We start from the raw sequence: 19,507 nt of genomic DNA, 5'->3' as shown, positions 1-19,507 counted from the left end.
CGTGATGAAAAAGTTTCTCAAGGAGATCGGCGCCTTCCTGCGCCGGACCTGGGTCTGGAGCCTGTTGCTGGTGCTGTTCGTGGCACTGCTTGTGTGGTTCGTCGGGCCGTTGCTGGCAGTGGATGATTACAAGTTCTGGGAGCGTTCCACCTCCCGGCTCCTGACCATCAGCGTGCTGTTTCTGATGTGGGGATTGACCATGGTCTTCGTGAACTGGCGCGCCGGTATGAAAAAGAAAGCCGTCGAAGCATCCGAAGCCAGCCAGGACCGCATCCGCCGCGAAGCGCAGATCGACGAAGAGCAGAAGGAGTTGACGACGCGCTTCAAGGACGCATTGAAAACGCTGAAGACCTCAAGCCTGTATCGCGGACGTAGCGAACATTGGCGCGACGATTTGCCGTGGTACTTGCTGATCGGTCCGCAGGCCAGCGGCAAGACCAGCCTGCTGGATTTCTCCGGTCTGGAGTTCCCGATCAACAAGCTCGGCCGCAAACTGACCCGCAATACCCGGGGTACTCGTCATTGTGACTGGTACTTCGCCGATCACGGCGTACTGATCGATACCGCTGGACGCTACCTGACTCAGCCGGATGCGCATGTCGACGGCAGTGCCTGGAGCACCTTGCTCGAATTGCTGCGCAAGCGTCGTCGCGGCCGCCCGTTGAACGGTGTGCTGGTAGCCATAGCGGTGGAGAGCCTGACCGATGGCAGTGAGGAGGACGTCGAACTCCTGGCCGAACAGGTGCGCGCGCGTCTGCAAGAGGTGTATCAGAAATTGCACGTTGATGTGCCGGTGTATCTGGTGCTGAGCAAGGCCGACAAGCTTCTCGGCTTCGACGAGTTCTTCGATCAACTGACCCGTGAGGAAAGCGATCAGGTGCTGGGCACCACGTTCCGCGAGGATCAGGTCGGCGCGGATGCGATGATGGTTCGCGCCGAATTCGAGTCATTGCTGCTTCGCCTCAATAGTCAGGTGATCACACGCATGCATCAGGAGCGAGACACTCAGCGCCGTGGCCGCATCCTCGATTTTCCGCATCAGCTGGGGCAGGTCGGACATCGCCTGTGCCTGTTCGTCGAACTGGCCTTCACAGGCAACCGCTACGAGAAGGCCAGCGTGTTGCGTGGCTTTTACCTGATCAGCGCTCCGCATCTGACCCGGGAACTGGATTCGACCACCGCCAATATCGGCGCCAATCTGGGCATCGACTCCGGCGTACTGCCGACCCTGCGCAGTGGCCGGTCGCGGTTCATCCACCACATGCTCAGCCGGGTGATTTTCCCCGAGGCCGATCTAGCCGTTCTGGACAAGCGTGAGCGGCGCCGTATTCATTGGGGGCAGCGCGCGATGTACATCGGTGCACTTGCAGCGCTGGTATTGTTCGGTCTGTTATGGGCCGGCGGTTACTCGGCCAACTACCAGCGCCTGGAAAACCTGCGCAATCTGGCGCAGGAATGGACGCAACAGCGCTCTGTCCTGTCGCCACGTGATGATGCCATGGCGCTGCTCAAAAGCCTCGACACCCGTTATGTGGCGACTCAGGCGTTCCCGAAAAAGGGCGACGTGGGTTATCGCGAACGCGGTGGCCTGTACCAGGGCGAAGACGTCAATCCGGTGGTCAACGCCGCCTATGAGCGTGACCTGGAGGAACAGCTGCTGCCGAGGGTGGCGACCCTGCTCGAAGGACAGGTCCGAGCGGGCATGAAGGATCGCGAGCGTCTGCTTAATAGCTTGCGTGCCTACCTGATGCTGAATATGAAAGGGCATCTCGACACACCCTGGCTCAAGGACTGGGTAGCCACCGAGTGGTCCCAGCGCTACACCGGCAACACGGCGGTGCAGAATGGCTTGAATGGTCACTTCGAGCGTTTGCTCAAACAGCCATTCAGCTACCCACTGAACGATCAGTTGGTCGCTCAGGCACGTCAGGTTTTACGCAGTGAATCCCTGACCAATGTGGTTTACCGGATGCTGCGTGAGCAGGCCCGGACTCTGCCGGAATACCGCCTGAGCCAACACCTTGGCCCGCAGGGGGCGCTGTTTGTCGGCACCGATTACGTGATTCCGGGGTTCTACACTCAAAAGGGTTATCAGCAGTATTTTTCGGTCCAGGGCTCCATGCTGGTCACCGAAATCCTGAAGGACAACTGGGTATTGGGTGAGGGCTTGGGCATCAGTGGCATGGACTTGCGCCGCCTGCTGGTGGAACTGGAGCAACTGTACTTTCGCGACTACGCCAACCACTGGAGCGAAGCGGTGGGGCAGGTTGCGCTGTCGGCAATCAGCGACTTCTCTGAGGGGGCCGAGCAACTCGCGGGCCTGACGTCAGCCCACTCACCGGTCCTGCAATTGCTGGTTGAAGTACGTGAGAACACCCGCTTTGCCGGGGGCGCCGACAGTACCGACGACGTTGCCGATGTCGCAGGGGAACAGGCGGAGAAGGGCGGCAAGCTCGGCAAACTGGCGACTCTGGCGGCGGACCAAGCCACTGCGGCACTGGCGAAAAAACTGCCGGACACGGCTAAAAAATCCCTGCAACGACGGTTTGAACCGCTGCATCGCTTGCTCGTAGAGAATACTGGTCCGTCCGCTGAACTGACGCCGGCCCTGATTGCGCTCAACGACCTGCAACTGCAAGTGTCCAGCCTGGCTCGAGCCAGCGCACCGGAACAGGCCGCCTTTGAAACGGCCAAGGCCCGTATGGGCGGCCAGCGCGATGCGCTGAGTCATTTGCGCAATGCGTCTGCCCGCTTGCCGCGTCCGATGAGCGCATGGTTCAGCGTACTGGCAGAGGACACCTGGCGCCTGGTGCTTGGCGATGCTTACCAATACCTGAACCATCGCTACCAGGCCGAGCTTTACGATTTCTACGGCAAGGCGATCAACAAGCGTTATCCGTTCTACGCCCACAGCCCCAGCGACGTGGCAATCAGTGACTTCCGCGAGTTTTTCAAGGCACAGGGCATCGCTGATCGCTTCTTCGACAGCTACTTGCGTGCGTTCGTCAGTGGCGATCCGGGCAGCTACCGTTTGCGCAGTGTCGACGGCCTCAGGCTACCGGTGTCCAAGGTCTACCTTGATCAAATGAGCACCGTGCAGGTCATCCGGCAGAGCTTTTTTGCCGACAACCCGGCACAGCCGCAGGTGCAGTTCAAGCTGGAACCTTACACCCTTGACCCAGCGGTGAGCCGTTCCGAATTCAAGTTTGGCGACAGGACCCTTGAGTATCGTCATGGACCGATTGTGCCGGTGTCATTCAAATGGCCAACCGATGTGGGCGACGGTCGCACCAGCCTGGTCGTCGACAAAATGGTTGGACGTCCGGTCGGGATTGAGAAGAACACAGGTCCTTGGTCACTGTTCCGTCTGTTCGATTTGATGCAGACCGAATACCTGACCGGCCGCGATGTGCTGGTGCTGAAGGCTGACGTGGGCGGCCTGCGCGCCAACTACCTGCTGACCAGCCAACGCGCGCCAAACCCGTTCGATGTTAGCGTATTGCGTGCCTTCCGCATGCCGTTGCAGCTCTGATGTGGGTAGCAAGCCCCTGGCGCAGTGCTGGGCGCACCGATACCGGCAAGGTTCGGGTGCGCAACGAAGATGCGTTCCTCGATCGCCCTCAAAACGGATTTTGGGTGGTTGCGGACGGGATGGGCGGTCACCACGGGGGAGATATCGCCAGCCAGTTGATCGTTGCCAGCCTGGCCGAATTGCCGGCGAAAGAGGATTTCGACGAACGCCTCAAGGACATCCACCGGTGCCTTCACTGGCTCAACCGCCGCTTGGGTCAGGAGTTGACCGTCACCGCCGGACACCATGATGGCATCATCGGCAGCACCGTGGTGGCACTGTTGCTGGAGGGCAATCGCGCGGCCTGTGTCTGGGCCGGCGACAGCCGCTGTTACTTGTGGCGCGGCCAGCGGTTGTACCAGCTATCCAGGGATCATTCGCTGCAACAACAATTAATCGACGAGCAACGGATGAGCGTCGAACAGGCCAAGGCCCACCCGGCCGCGCATGCCCTGACCCGTGCGGTCGGGGCTGCCGAGCAACTGACCCTGGAGGTATTGGAGCTCGAAGTGTATCCGGGCGATGCATTTTTGTTGTGCAGCGATGGCTTGTACCAAGGATTGAGCAGCGATGCCCTCGGCAATGCACTCAGCCTGAGCGCGCCGCATGCGGTGCTGGAGCGCTTGTTCGACGGCGCGCTCCGCGGTGCGGCGCAGGACAACCTGACTGCCGTGGTGATCCGCCAATGAGTAAACTCATGCCACCGTTTGACGACCTGCTGGCGAGTGAGGCACAGACCGGCAATCTGACCTACTTTGCATTCGCCAAATCCCATGGCGCAGCTCCCGCGCTGGCACCAAACAAGGTCAGTTTTGGCGCAATGCCGGACGTGCTGGCAGGCCGTTACCGTATCGAGCGCCTGCTCGGTGCGGGCGGCATGGGCAGGGTATACCGGGCAAGGGATTTGCTGGGCGAACAATTCGGCGAACCCGATCCTTACATCGCGCTGAAAATCCTCAGCGAAGAATTTGCCGAATCCCCGGACGCCGGTGTCCTGCTTTACAGTGAGTTCGCCCTGACCCGGCGACTGCGCCACGACAATGTGGTGCGGTTGCACACCTTCGAAGTGGACACCGATTGCCAGCGCGCCTTCATCACCATGGAACTCATGCGTGGGCTGACCCTGGACAGGCTGCTCTGTGAGCGGCCCCTGGGCATGCCGTGGAAAGAGTTGCGCGATATCGCACTGCCGCTGCTCGACGCATTGGCCTACAGCCACGCTCGCGGCGTGCTGCATGGCGACATGAAGCCCAGCAACGTGATGGTCAGCGAAGAGGGCGTACGGTTGTTCGACTTTGGCCTCGGTCAGGCACAGGGGGGCGTAATGGCCGGTCTGCCACACCTGAGCCGCAACCGCTTCAACGCCTGGACCCCTGGCTACGCCGCACCGGAACTGCTGGAAGGCCAGGCCTTGTCCGCCAGCGCCGATGTATTCGGGGTGGCTTGCGTGATCTATGAGTTGGCGGACGGCAAACACCCGTTTCGCCACTTGTCCTCCACCCAGGCTCGTGACAGTCGGCTGGAGCGCGAGCTGCACGCGCCCAGGCTCTTGCCGAAACGCTACTGGCCAGCCTTGCGATCAGCGCTGGCTTTCGATGTGAAGCATCGAACAGTCACAGCCCAACAACTGCGCGACACTTTCGGCGTCACTTCGTCATGGCTGTAACGCCCGAAACACCGGCACAACGGGTGACTATCGAGCAGGGCGCAAGCAACGTTCAACCCCTCTAACGAAACGCATGTTAGTTGGCCAATGCAGTAAAACACTGCTCGATCGAACGCCGCTGCGTCTCGGCATACAACGCCAGTTCATCAATGGTCGAACGCCCCAACGCCTTTTCGAACGCCTGCTGATTGGAGTGCACGCCATAGTGGGTTTGCGCTGCGTCCCCCAGGTTTGACTGGAAAATCCCCGCCGCGCTGACGGGCAGGAAATCTTCGTACACCAAGGGTTCGACCCGCAGATAGCCGCCGCTGACCAATTCTTCCAGGGGCAGGGTTTTCAGCTCGGCCGCCGCCCGGCCTTTTTCCGTCACGAAGTAGCGAAAGTACGCCAGTTCCTGCTGGCGCATGCCTTCGTAGGTGTCGGGAAATTCGCTGAAGTGCTGCGCCATCAACGTGTTGTAACGGGCAGCGTTGGCTTCGTTGGGGAAGTCCTTGAGTTCGTCCCTGGCGGCATTGAGCAGGCGGTCGTACAGTGCCCGGCCTTTGGGGGTGAGGGCGGCGCCGCGTTGTTCGATCTCGCCAAAACGGGCGCTGTGGCTGCCACGGGCGTCGGCTTGATCGGTGAACGCAACCGGTTCGTCGAGCGCCTTGAAGCTGGTCTGGCGCAGCAGGATCGGGCACTGGCGGCGAGGCGGGCCTTCGATCACGGCTTTAGGGGTGATGCCATGCACTGGCATTTGCGCCTGGACGATGTCGATGTCCAGGGTGCGAGGCGTCAGGTGATTGATGTGCGGGCCTTTGAATGCCACCACGTCGGCAATCAAACGGTGTTGGGCACTGAGTTTTTGATATTGCTCGGCGGTGACGGTGGCGCTGTGGTGCCAGCGGAAGGTTTCCAGCGCCTGTTTGACGAACTCTGCAGCCTCTTGCTCGGTGAGACCGCCCTGGGTTTCGGCGCGATCGATGAGGGTCAGCGCCGTCGGGGTGAAAATCGAACGCTGGTCCAGCACCGACTGGGCAAACGCCCGCAGTTCCTGGTCTTCGATCAGTTCCAGGCGCAACAGCGAGGTGAACACGCGGAACGGGCTGACCTGCAACGAGGCTTCATGTACCGCCCGAAACGCCGTGGAATGCACTGGCACACCGGCTGGGGTCAGGTCGTAGTAACCCACCGGCTGCATGCCCATCACCGCGAACAAACGGGCGAGGGTCGCCAGTTCAGCGGCCGTGCCAACCCGGATCGCGCCATGGCGCTCCAGGTCCAGGCGTTCGATTTCGCCGGTGCTGGTCAACTGCCGGGCCACCTGCGGATCGCTGTCGAGCACGTGGCGGTTGGTCTGTTCCACCAACTCCATCAGCGCGCCGTACAGCGGCACCTCTTCGCGGTACATGTCGGACATCGCTTTGGAGAAGCGTTGACGGATCAGGTCGGGGCTGACGAAGTTCGGGTGAGTCATGAACGGGGTTCCTGGCGCGGTGACGTGAAGGATGGGAGAAAAGATCGCAGCCTTCAGCGGCGCCGGCAAACGAAGTTTCTGACGAACTTCATTCTGCAAAGGACTGCATCTTGTAGGAACTGTCGAGCCTGGGATCCCTGTAGGCACTGTCGAGTGAAACGAGGCTGCGATCGGCTGCGTAGCAGTCGTAAACCCGGTATGCATTTTTTTCCTGACACACCGCATTAACTGATTTCACGACGGCTTTGCCGTCGATCGCAGCCTCGCTGCGCTCGACAGCTCCTACAGTTTTTAGTGCAGCCTTTGATCCTGAGGGCTTTCCGAGCGCAGCGATGCCAAAAACTCCCGATACAGGCGTGCCGAGCCCGCAGGCGCTTCGACCATGGGCATGTGGCCGATGCCTTCCCAGATCTCCACCCGCAGATCGGCAATGCCCTTGCTCCAGATGGCGACGCTGCTGACATCGATCAAGCGATCCTTGCGCCCCCACAACAGCAGCGCCGGAGACTTGATGGACGGGAGTTTCGGCTCCATCGGCGGGCTGGCGCGAAAATCGCGGAAGATTTCCTCGAGTTCGTCGCGCGACTGTATGTAGCGATGGGCAATGGCATCCAGCACCACCCTCGGTACCCACGGCGGATCGGCCATGGTCATGGCGTAGAAGTGCTTGAACTCTTCCCGCGTGTCGATCAGGAACGGGTTGTGGCCGTGGGACAAATGACGTTCCAGATCGCTGGGCTCGGGGGACGCCACGCCCGCCGGGTCAATCAGGGCGACCGAGGCGATGCGTTCCGGGTAGTGGGCCGCCAACCACGCCGCGATGTAGCCGCCCATCGAGTTACCGATTACATGGACTTTCTCGACCCCGCAGACATCCAGCAACTGGATCGTGCGCTTGGCTTGCAGCGCGATGTCATAACCGCCACCGGCCTTGAAGCCGGTTTCACCATGGCCGGCGATGTCGGGGATGATCACCCGGTAATTACCGACAAAGTACCGGGCAAAGCGCAGCCAGATATTTTTGTCGGCGCTGAAGCCGTGAAGCATCAATACATTGCTCGATGCTTCGTACGGCCCGCCTTGCCAGGTCGAGACGGTCATTTCGCTGATGGGCACCACAATCTTGTGCAGCTTGTACAACCTGGCCTCGGCGGCCACGCTCAAGTCGTACAGCCAGTACCCGATGGCCGGGTAGCTCAACCAGCTCCAGGCCACGAAAACCGCGATAGCGACAACCAGTAAGAGCATCAGGCGTCTTCCTTCCAACGATTCAGGACAATATGTGATCGGCGGGTTTCAGGGCTCGGGTCAAACGGTGAAAACTGAAACTGAACCCCGGAAACATGGCAATCACATGACCGCTCTTGCTTTGGTACCAACTGTGGCAGCCTCCAGACTTCCACACCGTGCGTTCCATTTCTCTATGGATCATTTCAGTGTAGGTACGTTCTGCCTCATGGCGAACTTCAATGCTGCGCAAACCCTGTGCTTTTAGCGTGCGAATGCAGTCGAGGATGTAGTTCATCTGCGATTCGATGATGAACAGCGCCGACGTGTGGCCGATGCCGGTGTTCGGACCTGTAACGATGAACAGATTGGGAAAGTCCGGCAGGCTGGTGCCGAGGTAGGCGCGGGGATACTCGGCCCAGACGTTTCGCAGTTCCGTGCCATTTCTTCCTGCGACCGGGTAGGAAATCACCCCGTCGGTGGCGTCATAGCCGGTGGACCAGACAATCAGGTCCAGGTCGATGTGCTGGCCGTCCTGCATCCGGATGCCGGTTTCGTCGATCTCGGCAATGCCTTGTTCGCGGCTGTGCAGGGTCACGTTGTTTCGGGCCAGTGCCGGATAGAGGGTGCTGGACAGAATCACCCGTTTGCAGCCGATGGTGTAGTCCGGCGTCAGTTTTCGCCGTAGTTCATCGTCCGGTACCTGGCGCTTGAGAAAGCGCAGGGCCTGATGCTGGACCATGCGCACCGCCGGCTTCGAGTACTTGAATGCAATCACCCGGGTTTCAAATTGCCAGTAGATCATCCAGCGCAGCAGTTTGTAGGCCGGCTTGAACCCGAGCAGCCAACGCTGGAAGCGACCGAATGTACGATCCGCCCGGGGCAGGACCCAATGCGGGGTGCGCTGGAACACATGCAGGTGCGCGACATCCGGGGCAATCGCCGGAATCACCTGGGCCGCGCTGGCACCGCTGCCGACAATGGCCACGCGTTTTTGCCGGTAGTCGTAGGAATGATCCCAGTTGTTGGTGTGAAAGGTCTTGCCCTGAAAGCGTTCCTGGCCGTTGAAGTGCGGCACCACGGGTTGACTCAAGGGGCCGGTGGCATTGATCAGGAACTGCGCATAAAACGTGTCCTTGGCGGTGTGCACGGCCCAGCGTTTGCCGGCATCGTCCCATTCCACACGCACGACATTGGCCTGCAGTTCCACCCGGTCACGCAGGCCAAAGTGCTCCACCACGTAGCGGGTGTAGCGATGCAGTTCGGCTTGTTCGGCGAACATCTGTGTCCAGCGGTAAGGGGCGAAGGACAGGGAGTAGAGCGGCGAGGGCACGTCGACGGCCGCACCGGGATAGGTGTTCTGGCACCAGGTGCCACCCAAGAAATCCCGCCGCTCCAGCAGACGAAAATCGGTGATGCCGGCCTTGAGCAAGTTGACCGCGGCACACTGACCGCCAAAGCCGCTGCCGATGATCAGCACTTGGAAGGTTTGCATGGGGTTCCTGTGGGTTATTGATCCGACCTACCTTCATGTATAGCCGTTTCTCGGATGCTTTTGCGGATGTACTCAATCCCTTGTGGGAGATTCTATGTTGCAGGTAAATCCTGCAGCCTTAGATTTGGTTGGAATTCGCTCTGATTTTTCATCAGGGCGAAGGCTGTGCGGTGCTGGATGTGATTCAGGCGAGGGCGTTGCCGCGGGAGGAGGGGTTCAAGGCTTCGGTTTAGCGGTGCTTGATCTGACACTTTCGCGAGCAGGCTCGCTCCCACATTTGATCGATGATGAATACAAATAATGTGTTCACCGCAAATCAATGTGGGAGCGAGCCTGCTCGCGAAGGCAATATTTCAGGCGACGAAGTCATCCCGGCTGCCCATCACTCCTTCACGCTCATGAACTCCTCCGCCCAACGGATGTACTCCTCCGGTTGGGTGTAGGTATGCGTCAGTTCGGTGGCACTCAGGTCCGAGGCCTGGGTGAAGATCTGCCGTTGTTCGCGCAGGCTGTCGTAGGTCGCCTTGATCGCGGCGAAGTAGGCGCCGTGGCCGTCGATCACGATGCGTACGCCCAGTTCGGCCAGGCGTTTGTCGTCGCGCAATAGCGGGTTGCCGTAGGTTACCAGCATCAGCGGTACGGTCAGGTGCTCGGCGATCTGTTCCAGATGATCGAAATCCTTCACCCCCACCATGCAGATGCCGTCCGCGCCGGCGGCTTGATATTGGCGGGTGCGGCTGATGATTTCCTGGACCGGCAGAATGCCCGCGTGGGTGCGGGCGATGATCGCCATTTCCGAGTCGCACCGGGCTTCCAGTGCCGCGCGGATTTTGCCGACGCCTTCGGCGACGGTGATCAGGTCGGTGGATTTGCGGCCGAATTGTGCCGGCAGCAGGGTGTCTTCGATGGTCAGGGCCGCCACGCCGGCGCGCTCGAGTTCGACAATGGTGCGCATGACGTTCAGCGCGTTGCCGTAGCCATGGTCGGCGTCGGCAATCACCGGCAACTGGGCGACACGGCCGATGCGGGTGGCCTGTTCGGCGAACTCACTGAGGGTGATCAAGGCAAAGTCAGGGGCCGCCAATACCTGCAGCGAAGCCACCGAGCCGCCGAGAATCCCCACTTCAAACCCCAGGTCGGCAGCGATGCGGGCCGACATCGGGTCAAAGACCGATGCCGTGTGAAAGCAGGTATTGGACGCGAGCAGTTGACGGAAATTGCGGCGCAAATCTTGATGAGACAGCCTGGACATATGAGTTCCACCAATGGAATGGAAGGGCTTGAGCAAAAGTGTCAACGCCGAAAGTGTTAGAGGCTATCACGGGTACAGGTGGGAAATGATGACGAATTTAGCGTGATTGCTGCCATTGGGTTCGAGTGATCGCTCATCGCAGCGGTGCCTGGGCGCAGAACGCTCCCGACGATCAAGCCGCCACGGCCTGGTGCTGTTGATGAAGCAACCGCACGCAACGCACTGAATCACCCGGTTGCAGTTGCAGGCGTTTGGCGGTGAGCCGGTCGATCATCAGGCAATGACCCACCTGTCGTGCAGGGGCGGTAGTAATGCGGCAGTTTTCCAGGCGACGGTTGTGGATCAGCCACATCGGCGCTTGATCGTCCGGGGTGCCGATCGCCAGCTCCAGCAACTGACTGTCGCGTACGGTACGGATGCTCGGCACCGGCGCTTCGATGACCGGGCCGGCGTCGAAGATGTCGATATAACCCTGATGGGCAAAACCCTCGGAGGTGAGGATTTTCAGCGCCGGTTTGCTGTTGGTGTGAGGCTTGCCGATCACGGCTTGGGCCTGTTCAGTGAGCAGGCAGGTATACAACGGCTGCCTTGGCATCAGTTCGGCGATGAACGCTTTGTTGCCCAGCCAGGACAAGTGATCGGCGTGGCTGAAATCCATTTTGAAAAAGTGTCGGCCCACACTGTCCCAGAAGGGCGAACAGCCTTGCTCATCGGCGCTGCCGCGCAGTTCGGCGATAAGCTTGTCGCCGAACAGGTGCGGGAACTCTGCGACAAACAACAGGCGACTCAGGGACAGTAAACGACCGTGCCCTGTCTGGCGTTGATCGGGGCGCAGAAACAACGAACAGAGTTCCGATTGACCGGTCATTTCATTGTTCAGGAACAAGGTCGGGATGTGCCGCCGGATGCCCAGATCCGCCGATGCGCTGACCGTCAGCCCGAGCCGGTAGTTGTACCAGGGCTCGCGCAGGCCGACGGCCCCGGTCAGGCCACAGACGCCGATCACTTGCTGATCATCGTCTTCGAGCACGAACAGGTAGTCGGCATCGGCACGCTCGACCTGTTCGGCAAACGTCCGCTGTGCCCAGCGCAGACGGTGGGTCAGGCGCTCTTCGTTGGCTGGCAGGTTGGTCAATCCACGGCCCGCCAGCCGGGCCAGAGCGAGCAGGGCGGGCAGGTCGGTAACCTGAACCGGACGGACAATCATGCTGCTGCTCCCTTAACGCGCCAGCTCGCGCGTGGTCGTTGGGCACTGGGCTTTTTGATGCTCACAAGGCAATGATCCGGATGGGGCAGCCATCGTTCACCTTCAATGCTGCGCACATGCCGGCGTCCAGGGTCACCGGTTGCCCGGCGATGTAGTCCAGATCGGCGACGATGGCGCGATAATTTTCCAGCGAGTCATTGCTCACGAGGTAGCGGCCGCGGGCGTCGATGGATGAACCTGGTCTGGCCAAGGCGCTTTGGCTTTGGGTAATTGAACGGATGGCGCCCGTGCGGGCAAACAGCGTCGGGCCGCCATCGAACAGGTCGACATAGCTGTTGGTTTCGAATCCCTCGCGTTCAAGGATATCGAAGGCTTCCTGGCCATCGGGGTGGATACGGCCGATGCAATCTTGAGCGACCTGGGGCAGCATCGGCACATAGATCGGATATTGCGGCATCAATTCGGCGAGAAAGGTCCGGCTTTCCAGGCCGCAAAGCCGTTCAGCCTCGGCATAGGGCAGGTCGAAGAAGTGTTTACCCACCGCATCCCAGAACGGCGATTGGCCCTCTTCGCTGCTGTAACCGACGATCTCGGTGATCACCGCATCGGAAAAGCGCCGGGCATGGGCGGCAATGAATAGCAGCCGTGCCCGTGACAGCAATTCCGAGAATGCTGTGCGTTCCAGCGCGGCGTCGATGTGAAACCCCCGCAGCAAGGTGTGGCCGCTGAGGTCCTGGCACACCGACAGTGCCGGCACGTCGTGCTCGATGTTCAGCTCCCGCGAAGCACTGTTGAAATGGCGGTTGCGCAGGCTGTAGAAGGGTTCGCTGAAACCGGCGGTGGCGAGGATTTCCGAGCATCCCGCCAGGCGTTGGGTCGCCAGGTCCTCCAGCACGAAGAAGTAGTTCTCCGGGCCGGGGCTTTGCACGTTTTGCTCGAACGAGGTGCAGGAATCGAGAATTTTGTCGCGCAGGCGTTCGCTGTCGTCCGGTAAGGACGTCACGCCCACCATGCTTTCGCGGGCGAGTCGCTGCAATTGAGGGAGGTCTGATAACTGCACTGGACGCAAGACCAGCATGGGATGCACTCCTGTATCAACGGTCCGGTGGCTGGCAACGGATCTGACTATCACTGTCGGTTTCCACGCGTTGAAGCGGCGGCGGCCTAGTCAGGCTCCGCTCTTTATTTTCAGTCGTTATTGTTAAATGACCACACGTGATACCCGGCCCCGGCCGTGCAATTGGCGCAAGGTATTCGAGGTGCGTATGGCTTTGCGTTCGGACGGTGCAGGGTCCGGATCAGGATCGAAAATCGGGTCTTTGAATGAGGGCATCCGGGCTCCTGCTGGATGAAGTGTTGGTAATCCGTTGAAACCAGTATTTAGTTAACGCGCATGACATGTCTAGTTAATTTTCGCGGCGTTCCGGGTGCTCGGCCAGCGGGTGATTGCGCTGGCGTCGAAGGCTACGTCGATGTCGATTGACCTTGTAGGGCATGGCCTATAGAGATGTCGGAAATGGCCTCTATAGCCCGATGAAACACCTGAGCACGTCCGTATCATAGGCTCATACGGCCCCCCCCGATCAGTCGACTTACGGCACAATTAAGTCGTATTCGGCGGCGAGACGCCGTTTTTCCTGTCTATCAACAGAGAGATTTTTCGTGCAGGCAACCCGTTTGACTCTGATCTGCCACGCTCGAACCGTCGCACAGAAATTGGCGCGTTTTCCTACGAATGAGCCATTGGAAATGGATTGGCAATCGGCGAGGGGTTCGCGCAGTGCGCAATTCAAGGGTTCACCCAGGCTGATGTGCGCTCCGGAACTGCGGACCCGGCAAACCGCGGAACTGTTCGGCAGCTCCGTGGAGGTCGTGGAGGCACTCCGGGATTGCGATTTCGGTCGTTGGCGCGGGGCACGCATAAACGACCTGCAAAAAACCGAACCCGAAAGGCTCGACAACTGGCTCGCCGATCCGGCTTCGGCGCCCCACGGTGGTGAATCAGTGTCGCAAGTCGTTGAGCGGGTGGCTGCGTGGCTGGCGACATTGGAGGCGGCACCCGGGCACGTCGTAGCCGTGACCCATCCGTTTATCATCCGCGCCGTCCTGACGAGCGTGCTGCAAAGTCGGGCGTTCAACCTGATTGATGTCGAGCCGTTGTCGACCCTCGAACTGAGGTTCAATGGTTGCTGGCGGCTGCGCTTGCCGGGCATCGAACCCGAAGGAGTGCCTTGATGAAAAAACTTCTGATCATCGGTATCGGCGCCGGTAACCCAGACTTCATCACGATGCAGGCGGTGAAGGCGTTGAATCGGGTCGACGTGTTTTTCCTCATGGACAAGGGGCAGGGCAAGGACAAACTGATCGATCTGCGCCGGGAAATCTGCGAGCGCTACATTACCGACCGTGACTACCGCTTTGTCGAGGCGCAAAGTCCGGAGCGCGAGCGTGGCGATGTGGACTACACCGTCAGTGTCGAGGATTTGAACCGGGCCAAGCAGCGTACCTTCGAGCGGCTGATCAACGAGCAATTGTCCGACGATCAGTGCGGTGGGTTCCTGGTGTGGGGCGACCCGGTGTTATACGACAGCACCCTGCGCATCCTGCACGCGATTCTTGCGTCAGGTGCCTGTGCTTTCGAGTTCGAGGTGATTCCCGGTATCACCAGCGTCCAGGCACTGGCGGCGCAGCACAAGGTGCCTCTCAATCAGATTGGTCGCTCGGTCGAGATCACCACCGGCCGACGCCTGGCGGCGGGGCAGGTGAGTGATGCCGACAGTCTGGTAGTGATGCTCGATGCGCGGGATGCCTACCAGCAGGTGGCGGACCGGGACATCGAGATTTACTGGGGGGCTTATCTGGGGACGCCGGATGAAGTCCTGATCAGCGGCAAGCTCGGGGATGTGGCGGACGAGATCGAGCGGGTGCGCAAGGCGGCGCGGTTGGCCAATGGCTGGGTCATGGATACCTATCTGTTGCGCAGGTCTTGAGACATGGGGGCGTCTGGTCCGCCGCCTTCGCGAGCAGGTTCGCTCTCACATTTGAAATGCATTTCCCTGTGGGAGCGAGCCTGCTCGCGAAGGGGACTTCAGGGGCAATTCAAGAAATGGTTTTGACCCCACGCCCAAACCGCTCCCGATACACCGACGGCGGCACCCCGACCACCGTTCGAAACGCCACCCGAAAACTTTCCACCGACCGATAACCGCACTGCCCGGCAATCTGCTCGGTGTTTTGATGCGTGCTTTCCAGCAGTTCGCGGGCGCGGCCCAAGCGTTCGTGTTGCAGCCAGGTCTTGGGCGATAGGCCGCTGGCTTCGCTGAAACGCCGCAGGAAAGTGCGCTCGCTCATGGCCGCTTCGCTGGCCAGATCGCGGACTTCCAGGGGCTGGTGCAGACGCTCGCGTGCCCACTGCATAACGCGGGAAAGATCGCTGCGTGGCGTAGGGCTGACCGGGGTTGGAATGAACTGAGCCTGGCCACCGGTGCGCTGCGGCGACATCACCAGCCGACGCGCCACCGAATTGGCCACTTGCGTGCCGAAATCCCGTGCCACCAGATGCAGGCAGGCATCGATGCCGGCGGCACTGCCGGCCGAAGTGATCAACTGGCCTGAGTCGACATACAACACATCCGGGGCCACCAGTATCTCGGGAAAGCGTTCGGCCAGCTCCGTGGTGTAACGCCAGTGTGTGGTGGCGCCGTGACCATTGAGCAGCCCGGTGGCGGCCAGCACGAACACGCCCGAGCAGATCGACAACAACCGCGTGCCTCGGGCATGAGCCCGGCGCAGGGCTCCGAGAAGTGCCTCGGGCACCGCGGCATTGCGGTCGCGCCAGCCGGGAATAATGATCGTCCGCGCCTGTTCGAGCAGTTCCAGCCCGCCATCGGCCAATACCTGGATGCCACCCATGGCGCGCATCGGCCCTTGGTCGACGGCGACGATCCGGTGTTCGTACCACGGGAAATCGAACTCCGGTCGCGCGAGGCCGAAGATCTCCACGGCGATACCGAATTCGAAAGTACAGAGGCCGTCGTAGGCCAGAATCGCGACCAATCCAGGGGTAGGCTGCATTTGGCGGAAAGTTCCCGGTGAGTGTCTTGTGCGCCACTGTAGCGGCAAGTGGCCGTTGGATAAAGTCTGTTCACACCCACTGACACCCTGGAGCACTGCCCATGACCAGTCTGGTCCGCGACATTCCCGCCGCCCCATCGGCCATCGCCCTGATGCACTTCAGCAATCGTCTGACTTTCGAAACCGATTGTTCCGATGTCTACGGCAGCCAACAGGCTGGCGAAATCGATTTTGTCTTGGTGGACGTGCGTGGCCCGCTGGCGTTCGAGCGCGGGCATGTACCCGGTGCGATCAATATTCCGGGGCGACTGCTCAATGCCGAAACGCTGGCGGGTTACCCGAAAACCAGCTTGTTCGTGGTCTATTGCGCCGGCCCGCACTGCAACGGCGCGAACAAGGCCGCGGTGAAACTGGCGGCGCTGGGCTACCCGGTCAAGGAGATGATCGGCGGTGTGACCGGGTGGCTGGATGAAGGGTTTGAGTTGAGTGGGGTGGTGCAGCGGCCGGTTAGCGCGGCGGTCGGTTGCGAATGCTGAAATCATCATTGTAGGAGCCGGCCAACCACTGATCCAGTGTCGCCTGTAGCCAGTCAAATACGGCGGCATAGGCGGCACTGTCCTGCGGCCCCCGAGGCAACGGCGACTCTTCGGCAAAATGCTGATTGAGCACTGCCACCGTTTCAGCGTCCCACTCCGGATGAAACTGCACTCCCACCCGCGTCGGTCCGACGCGGTACATCTGCTGTTTGCACTGCTCGCTGCTGGCCAGCAACCGGGCTTGTGGCGGCAGGTCAATGGCGTCTTCGTGCCACTCCAGTACCTTCAGCACTTGACCATCTGTGAATGTCACGTCGGTCCATCCGGTTTCAGTTCGGTCCATGCGTCGCACATTGCCGCCCAGGCTCAACGCCAGCAATTGCGCACCGAGACAGATGGCAAACACCGCCGCACCTTGATCCAGACTGCCCGCCAACCATTGGCGCTCAGCCTCCAGCCATGCAGGCCCGGCGTTGGACTCATAAGGTCCGCCCAGCAGGATCGCCGGCGCGGCGCTTGCCGCAGGCAAGTGACCCAAGTCGGCGCGGAACACATTCAGCGTCACCCCACGGGAAGCCGCCCACAGGGCAATGGCGCCAGGTCCCTCGGCGGGGTGGTGCTGGATCAGGTTCAACTCAGGCATCGGGCTTCTCTTGAGTGGGCAGATTGGCAGTCAATGTGCCGCAAAAAAGGGCTGGTCGCCAGCACGAACCCATTCTAGACTGCCGGCCACTTCGGTCCCTATCTGCCACAAGCAAACGACCGAAAGCTGCCAATAAAAGCCTCCGCACACAGGAGTAATAAATGAAGAAGCTAGTGATGTTCGGTGCCCTGGCACTGTCGATGTTGTCCCTGACCGCCGTGGCCGAAGACGCCAAGCCGATCCGCATCGGTATCGAGGCTGGTTACCCACCATTCTCGATGAAAACCCCGGACGGCAAGCTCACCGGTTTCGACGTCGATATCGGCGACGCACTGTGCGAGCAGATGAAAGCGAAGTGCACCTGGGTCGAGCAAGAATTCGACGGCCTGATCCCGGCGCTGAAGGTCAAGAAAATCGACGCCATCCTGTCGTCCATGACCATCACCGACGACCGCAAGAAGAATGTCGATTTCACCATCAAGTACTACCACACGCCGGCGCGCTTCGTGATGAAGGCTGGCACCGACATCAAGGACCCGCTGACCGAACTCAAGGGCAAGAAAGTCGGTGTGCTGCGCGCCAGTACCCACGACCGTTTCGCCACCGAAGTGCTGGTGCCGGCCGGGATCGAGCTGGTGCGTTACGGCTCCCAGCAGGAAGCCAACCTGGACATGGTCTCCGGTCGTGTCGATGCGCTGCTGGCCGACTCGGTCAACCTGGATGACGGTTTCCTGAAGACCGACGCCGGTAAAGGTTTCGCTTTCGTAGGCCCTGAGTACAACGATCCGAAATACTTCGGCGGTGGTGCCGGTATTGCCGTGCGCAAGGGCGATACCGCCCTGGCCGAGCAATTCAACAAGGCCATCACCGAAATTCGCGCCAACGGCAAGTACAAGCAAGTGCAGGACAAGTACTTCAAGTTTGACGTTTACGGCGAGCAATAATCGCACCGATAAAAAGTGGCAGCCGTTGACGCGGCTGCCACTTTTTTTATGCTCTCTATTACATGAGAGAACCCTGTGGGAGCGAGCCTGCTCGCTCCCACAGGTGATCTCGCCGTTCAGATATCAGGAGTTTCCCCATGCAACGCATCGACCATCCATTGCCCTGGAGCCACCTCGGGACCGAGCGCACCCTAAGCGTATTCCGCTATGGCACAGGCACTCGCAAGGTCTATATCCAGGCCAGCCTGCATGCCGATGAGCTGCCGGGCATGCGCACTGCCTGGGAACTGAAGCAGCGACTCACCGAGCTGGAGAACCAGGGACACCTGCAAGGCGTAATCGAGCTGGTGCCGGTGGCCAACCCCATCGGGCTCGATCAGCACTTGCAAAGCAGCCACATGGGTCGTTTCGAATTGGGCAGCGGCAAGAACTTCAACCGCGCGTTCGTCGAACTCAGCGCTCCGGTGGCGCAGTTGATCGGTGATCGTCTGGGGACCGATGCCGACGCCAACATCGCGTTGATCCGACAGACCATGGGTCAGGTACTCGACGGCTTGCCGGCTGCGGCGTCACAGCTGGAGGCGATGCATCGCTTGTTGCTGCGCCACGCCTGCGACGCTGATATCACCCTCGATCTGCATTGCGATTTCGAAGCGGCAATCCACATTTATGCCTTGCCGCAACACTGGCCGCAGTGGCAATCCCTGGCGGCGCGTTTAAAAGCTGGCGTGGCGTTGCTGTGTGAAGACTCCGGTGGCAGCTCGTTCGACGAGTCCTGTTCCTCGCCGTGGCTGCGCTTGGCCAGGGCGTTCCCCGACGCCGCGATTCCACCGGCCAACCTGGCGACAACCCTGGAGCTGGGCAGCATGGGCGACACCCGGGTTGATCAGGCGCAAGCCAATTGCGAGGCCATTCTGGGCTTTCTCGCCGAGCAGGGGTTCATCAAAGGCAGCTGGCCGGCGGCGCCGGACGAATGCTGCGAAGGCATGCCGTTCGAAGGCACCCAATACCTGTTCGCACCGCATCACGGCGTCGTCAGTTTCCTGCGCGAGGCCGGTGAGTGGGTGGAGAAAGGCGATGCGCTGTTTGAAGTGGTCGATCCGTTGAACGATAAGGTCACCACCGTGCGTGCCGGGACCAGTGGCGTGCTGTTTGCCATCGATCGCGGACGTTACACGCAGCCGGGGACATGGCAGGCCAAGGTGGCGGGGCGTGAGCCGATTCGAGTGGGTAAGTTGATCAACGACTGACCAAGGGGTTTTCGCCGTTAATTCCGGCGCCTTTGGGGGGGGGGGGGGGGGGGGGGGGGGGGGGGGGGAGGGGGGTGGGGGGGGGGGGGGGGGGGGGGGGGGGGGGGGGGTGGTGGGGGGGGGTGGCGGTCAACCAGGTGCGTGGGGTTTCATGCTCTTCGATGATTTTGGCCAGCACAAAAAATT

At 60.6% G+C, this 19,507-nt stretch carries 17 protein-coding genes; 8 read left to right on the top strand and 9 right to left on the bottom strand.

What is annotated here, in order from left to right:
- Positions 1 to 4 precede the first annotated feature (4 nt).
- From tssM to ACSFE6_RS16040, 3 genes are read left to right on the top strand one after another with little or no spacing between them, the layout of a single operon-like run.
- Positions 5 to 3,532 (top strand): type VI secretion system membrane subunit TssM, encoded by a 3,528-nt coding sequence (gene tssM, locus ACSFE6_RS16050; RefSeq protein ID WP_435428532.1) that lies wholly within the window; start codon positions 5 to 7, stop codon positions 3,530 to 3,532.
- Positions 3,532 to 4,260: a PP2C family protein-serine/threonine phosphatase gene (locus ACSFE6_RS16045; protein ID WP_435428531.1), complete on the top strand. Its 729-nt coding sequence runs from the start codon at positions 3,532 to 3,534 to the stop codon at positions 4,258 to 4,260. Before tssM ends, ACSFE6_RS16045 begins: the two co-directional genes overlap by 1 nt.
- Complete coding sequence (locus ACSFE6_RS16040) at positions 4,257 to 5,237, top strand: serine/threonine-protein kinase (protein ID WP_435428530.1); 981 nt, start codon at positions 4,257 to 4,259, stop codon at positions 5,235 to 5,237. Before ACSFE6_RS16045 ends, ACSFE6_RS16040 begins: the two co-directional genes overlap by 4 nt.
- Positions 5,238 to 5,313: 76 nt before the next feature.
- Here the strand turns inward: ACSFE6_RS16040 and hglS are convergent, their stop codons facing one another.
- From hglS to ACSFE6_RS16005, 7 genes are all read right to left on the bottom strand, one after another.
- Complete coding sequence (gene hglS, locus ACSFE6_RS16035) at positions 5,314 to 6,693, bottom strand: 2-oxoadipate dioxygenase/decarboxylase HglS (RefSeq protein ID WP_435428529.1); 1,380 nt, start codon at positions 6,691 to 6,693, stop codon at positions 5,314 to 5,316.
- 291 nt (positions 6,694 to 6,984) lie between these two features.
- Positions 6,985 to 7,941, bottom strand: a complete 957-nt coding sequence (locus tag ACSFE6_RS16030; protein WP_435428528.1) for an alpha/beta fold hydrolase — start codon at positions 7,939 to 7,941, stop codon at positions 6,985 to 6,987.
- A 22-nt stretch (positions 7,942 to 7,963) separates the two neighbouring features.
- Entirely contained in the window at positions 7,964 to 9,415 is a 1,452-nt protein-coding gene (locus ACSFE6_RS16025; protein ID WP_435428527.1) for a flavin-containing monooxygenase, read from the bottom strand.
- 382 nt (positions 9,416 to 9,797) lie between these two features.
- Positions 9,798 to 10,667: an isocitrate lyase/PEP mutase family protein gene (locus tag ACSFE6_RS16020; RefSeq protein WP_435428526.1), complete on the bottom strand. Its 870-nt coding sequence runs from the start codon at positions 10,665 to 10,667 to the stop codon at positions 9,798 to 9,800.
- Between the two features lie 172 nt (positions 10,668 to 10,839).
- Positions 10,840 to 11,874, bottom strand: coding sequence for an arginine N-succinyltransferase (gene astA, locus ACSFE6_RS16015; RefSeq protein ID WP_435428525.1), 1,035 nt, complete (start codon positions 11,872 to 11,874; stop codon positions 10,840 to 10,842).
- 61 nt (positions 11,875 to 11,935) lie between these two features.
- Positions 11,936 to 12,952 carry an arginine N-succinyltransferase gene (locus ACSFE6_RS16010; protein WP_435428524.1) on the bottom strand — a complete coding sequence of 339 codons (1,017 nt, stop codon included), beginning with the start codon at positions 12,950 to 12,952 and terminating at the stop codon, positions 11,936 to 11,938.
- Positions 12,953 to 13,075: 123 nt separating this feature from the next.
- Positions 13,076 to 13,207 (bottom strand): hypothetical protein, encoded by a 132-nt coding sequence (locus ACSFE6_RS16005; protein ID WP_435428523.1) that lies wholly within the window; start codon positions 13,205 to 13,207, stop codon positions 13,076 to 13,078.
- Positions 13,208 to 13,536: 329 nt separating this feature from the next.
- Between ACSFE6_RS16005 and ACSFE6_RS16000 the strand changes: the two genes are divergently transcribed.
- Together ACSFE6_RS16000 and cobF are read left to right on the top strand one after the other, a co-directional pair.
- On the top strand, positions 13,537 to 14,109 hold the full coding sequence (locus ACSFE6_RS16000) for a histidine phosphatase family protein (RefSeq protein ID WP_435428522.1): 573 nt from the start codon (positions 13,537 to 13,539) through the stop codon (positions 14,107 to 14,109).
- The gene (gene cobF, locus ACSFE6_RS15995) at positions 14,109 to 14,864 is read left to right on the top strand and encodes a precorrin-6A synthase (deacetylating) (protein ID WP_435428521.1); all 756 of its coding nucleotides are present in this window, start codon (positions 14,109 to 14,111) and stop codon (positions 14,862 to 14,864) included. The genes ACSFE6_RS16000 and cobF overlap by 1 nt, the downstream gene beginning before the upstream one ends.
- A 109-nt stretch (positions 14,865 to 14,973) precedes the next feature.
- Here cobF and ftrA read toward each other — a convergent pair whose 3' ends face one another.
- The gene (ftrA, locus tag ACSFE6_RS15990) at positions 14,974 to 15,948 is read right to left on the bottom strand and encodes a transcriptional regulator FtrA (RefSeq protein WP_435428520.1); all 975 of its coding nucleotides are present in this window, start codon (positions 15,946 to 15,948) and stop codon (positions 14,974 to 14,976) included.
- A 101-nt stretch (positions 15,949 to 16,049) separates the two neighbouring features.
- Here ftrA and ACSFE6_RS15985 point away from each other — a divergent pair, with 101 nt between their 5' ends.
- Positions 16,050 to 16,484 (top strand): rhodanese-like domain-containing protein, encoded by a 435-nt coding sequence (locus ACSFE6_RS15985; protein WP_435428519.1) that lies wholly within the window; start codon positions 16,050 to 16,052, stop codon positions 16,482 to 16,484.
- On the opposite strand, the gene ACSFE6_RS15980 is transcribed toward ACSFE6_RS15985, so the two are convergent.
- A complete protein-coding gene (locus tag ACSFE6_RS15980) occupies positions 16,456 to 17,127 on the bottom strand; it encodes a type 1 glutamine amidotransferase (protein ID WP_435428518.1) in 672 nt (223 codons plus the stop codon). The two genes, ACSFE6_RS15985 and ACSFE6_RS15980, sit on opposite strands and share 29 nt — an antisense overlap.
- A gap of 161 nt (positions 17,128 to 17,288) precedes the next feature.
- Here ACSFE6_RS15980 and ACSFE6_RS15975 point away from each other — a divergent pair, with 161 nt between their 5' ends.
- Positions 17,289 to 18,071, top strand: coding sequence for an ABC transporter substrate-binding protein (locus ACSFE6_RS15975; RefSeq protein WP_435428517.1), 783 nt, complete (start codon positions 17,289 to 17,291; stop codon positions 18,069 to 18,071).
- Between the two features lie 137 nt (positions 18,072 to 18,208).
- Positions 18,209 to 19,321 (top strand): succinylglutamate desuccinylase/aspartoacylase family protein, encoded by a 1,113-nt coding sequence (locus tag ACSFE6_RS15970; RefSeq protein ID WP_435428516.1) that lies wholly within the window; start codon positions 18,209 to 18,211, stop codon positions 19,319 to 19,321.
- Positions 19,322 to 19,507: the final 186 nt, after the last annotated feature.

Source organism: Pseudomonas baetica (genome assembly GCF_051216495.1).
Lineage (GTDB): Bacteria > Pseudomonadota > Gammaproteobacteria > Pseudomonadales > Pseudomonadaceae > Aquipseudomonas > Aquipseudomonas baetica_B.
This window is presented reverse-complemented; position numbering and strand designations above follow the sequence as displayed.

Bases quoted from the DNA above. Each gene is read 5' to 3' on its own strand.
- astA (WP_435428525.1), bottom strand. From the start codon at position 11,874: ATGATTGTCCGTCCGGTTCAGGTTACCGACCTGCCCGCCCTGCTCGCT.
- ACSFE6_RS15985 (WP_435428519.1), top strand. From the start codon at position 16,050: ATGACCAGTCTGGTCCGCGACATTCCCGCCGCCCCATCGGCCATCGCC.
- tssM (WP_435428532.1), top strand. From the start codon at position 5: ATGAAAAAGTTTCTCAAGGAGATCGGCGCCTTCCTGCGCCGGACCTGG.
- ACSFE6_RS16010 (WP_435428524.1), bottom strand. From the start codon at position 12,952: ATGCTGGTCTTGCGTCCAGTGCAGTTATCAGACCTCCCTCAATTGCAG.
- ACSFE6_RS15975 (WP_435428517.1), top strand. From the start codon at position 17,289: ATGAAGAAGCTAGTGATGTTCGGTGCCCTGGCACTGTCGATGTTGTCC.
- ACSFE6_RS15980 (WP_435428518.1), bottom strand. From the start codon at position 17,127: ATGCCTGAGTTGAACCTGATCCAGCACCACCCCGCCGAGGGACCTGGC.
- ACSFE6_RS16025 (WP_435428527.1), bottom strand. From the start codon at position 9,415: ATGCAAACCTTCCAAGTGCTGATCATCGGCAGCGGCTTTGGCGGTCAG.
- ACSFE6_RS16020 (WP_435428526.1), bottom strand. From the start codon at position 10,667: ATGTCCAGGCTGTCTCATCAAGATTTGCGCCGCAATTTCCGTCAACTG.
- ftrA (WP_435428520.1), bottom strand. From the start codon at position 15,948: ATGCAGCCTACCCCTGGATTGGTCGCGATTCTGGCCTACGACGGCCTC.
- ACSFE6_RS16040 (WP_435428530.1), top strand. From the start codon at position 4,257: ATGAGTAAACTCATGCCACCGTTTGACGACCTGCTGGCGAGTGAGGCA.
- ACSFE6_RS16030 (WP_435428528.1), bottom strand. From the start codon at position 7,941: ATGCTCTTACTGGTTGTCGCTATCGCGGTTTTCGTGGCCTGGAGCTGG.
- hglS (WP_435428529.1), bottom strand. From the start codon at position 6,693: ATGACTCACCCGAACTTCGTCAGCCCCGACCTGATCCGTCAACGCTTC.
- ACSFE6_RS15970 (WP_435428516.1), top strand. From the start codon at position 18,209: ATGCAACGCATCGACCATCCATTGCCCTGGAGCCACCTCGGGACCGAG.
- ACSFE6_RS16005 (WP_435428523.1), bottom strand. From the start codon at position 13,207: ATGCCCTCATTCAAAGACCCGATTTTCGATCCTGATCCGGACCCTGCA.
- ACSFE6_RS16045 (WP_435428531.1), top strand. From the start codon at position 3,532: ATGTGGGTAGCAAGCCCCTGGCGCAGTGCTGGGCGCACCGATACCGGC.
- cobF (WP_435428521.1), top strand. From the start codon at position 14,109: ATGAAAAAACTTCTGATCATCGGTATCGGCGCCGGTAACCCAGACTTC.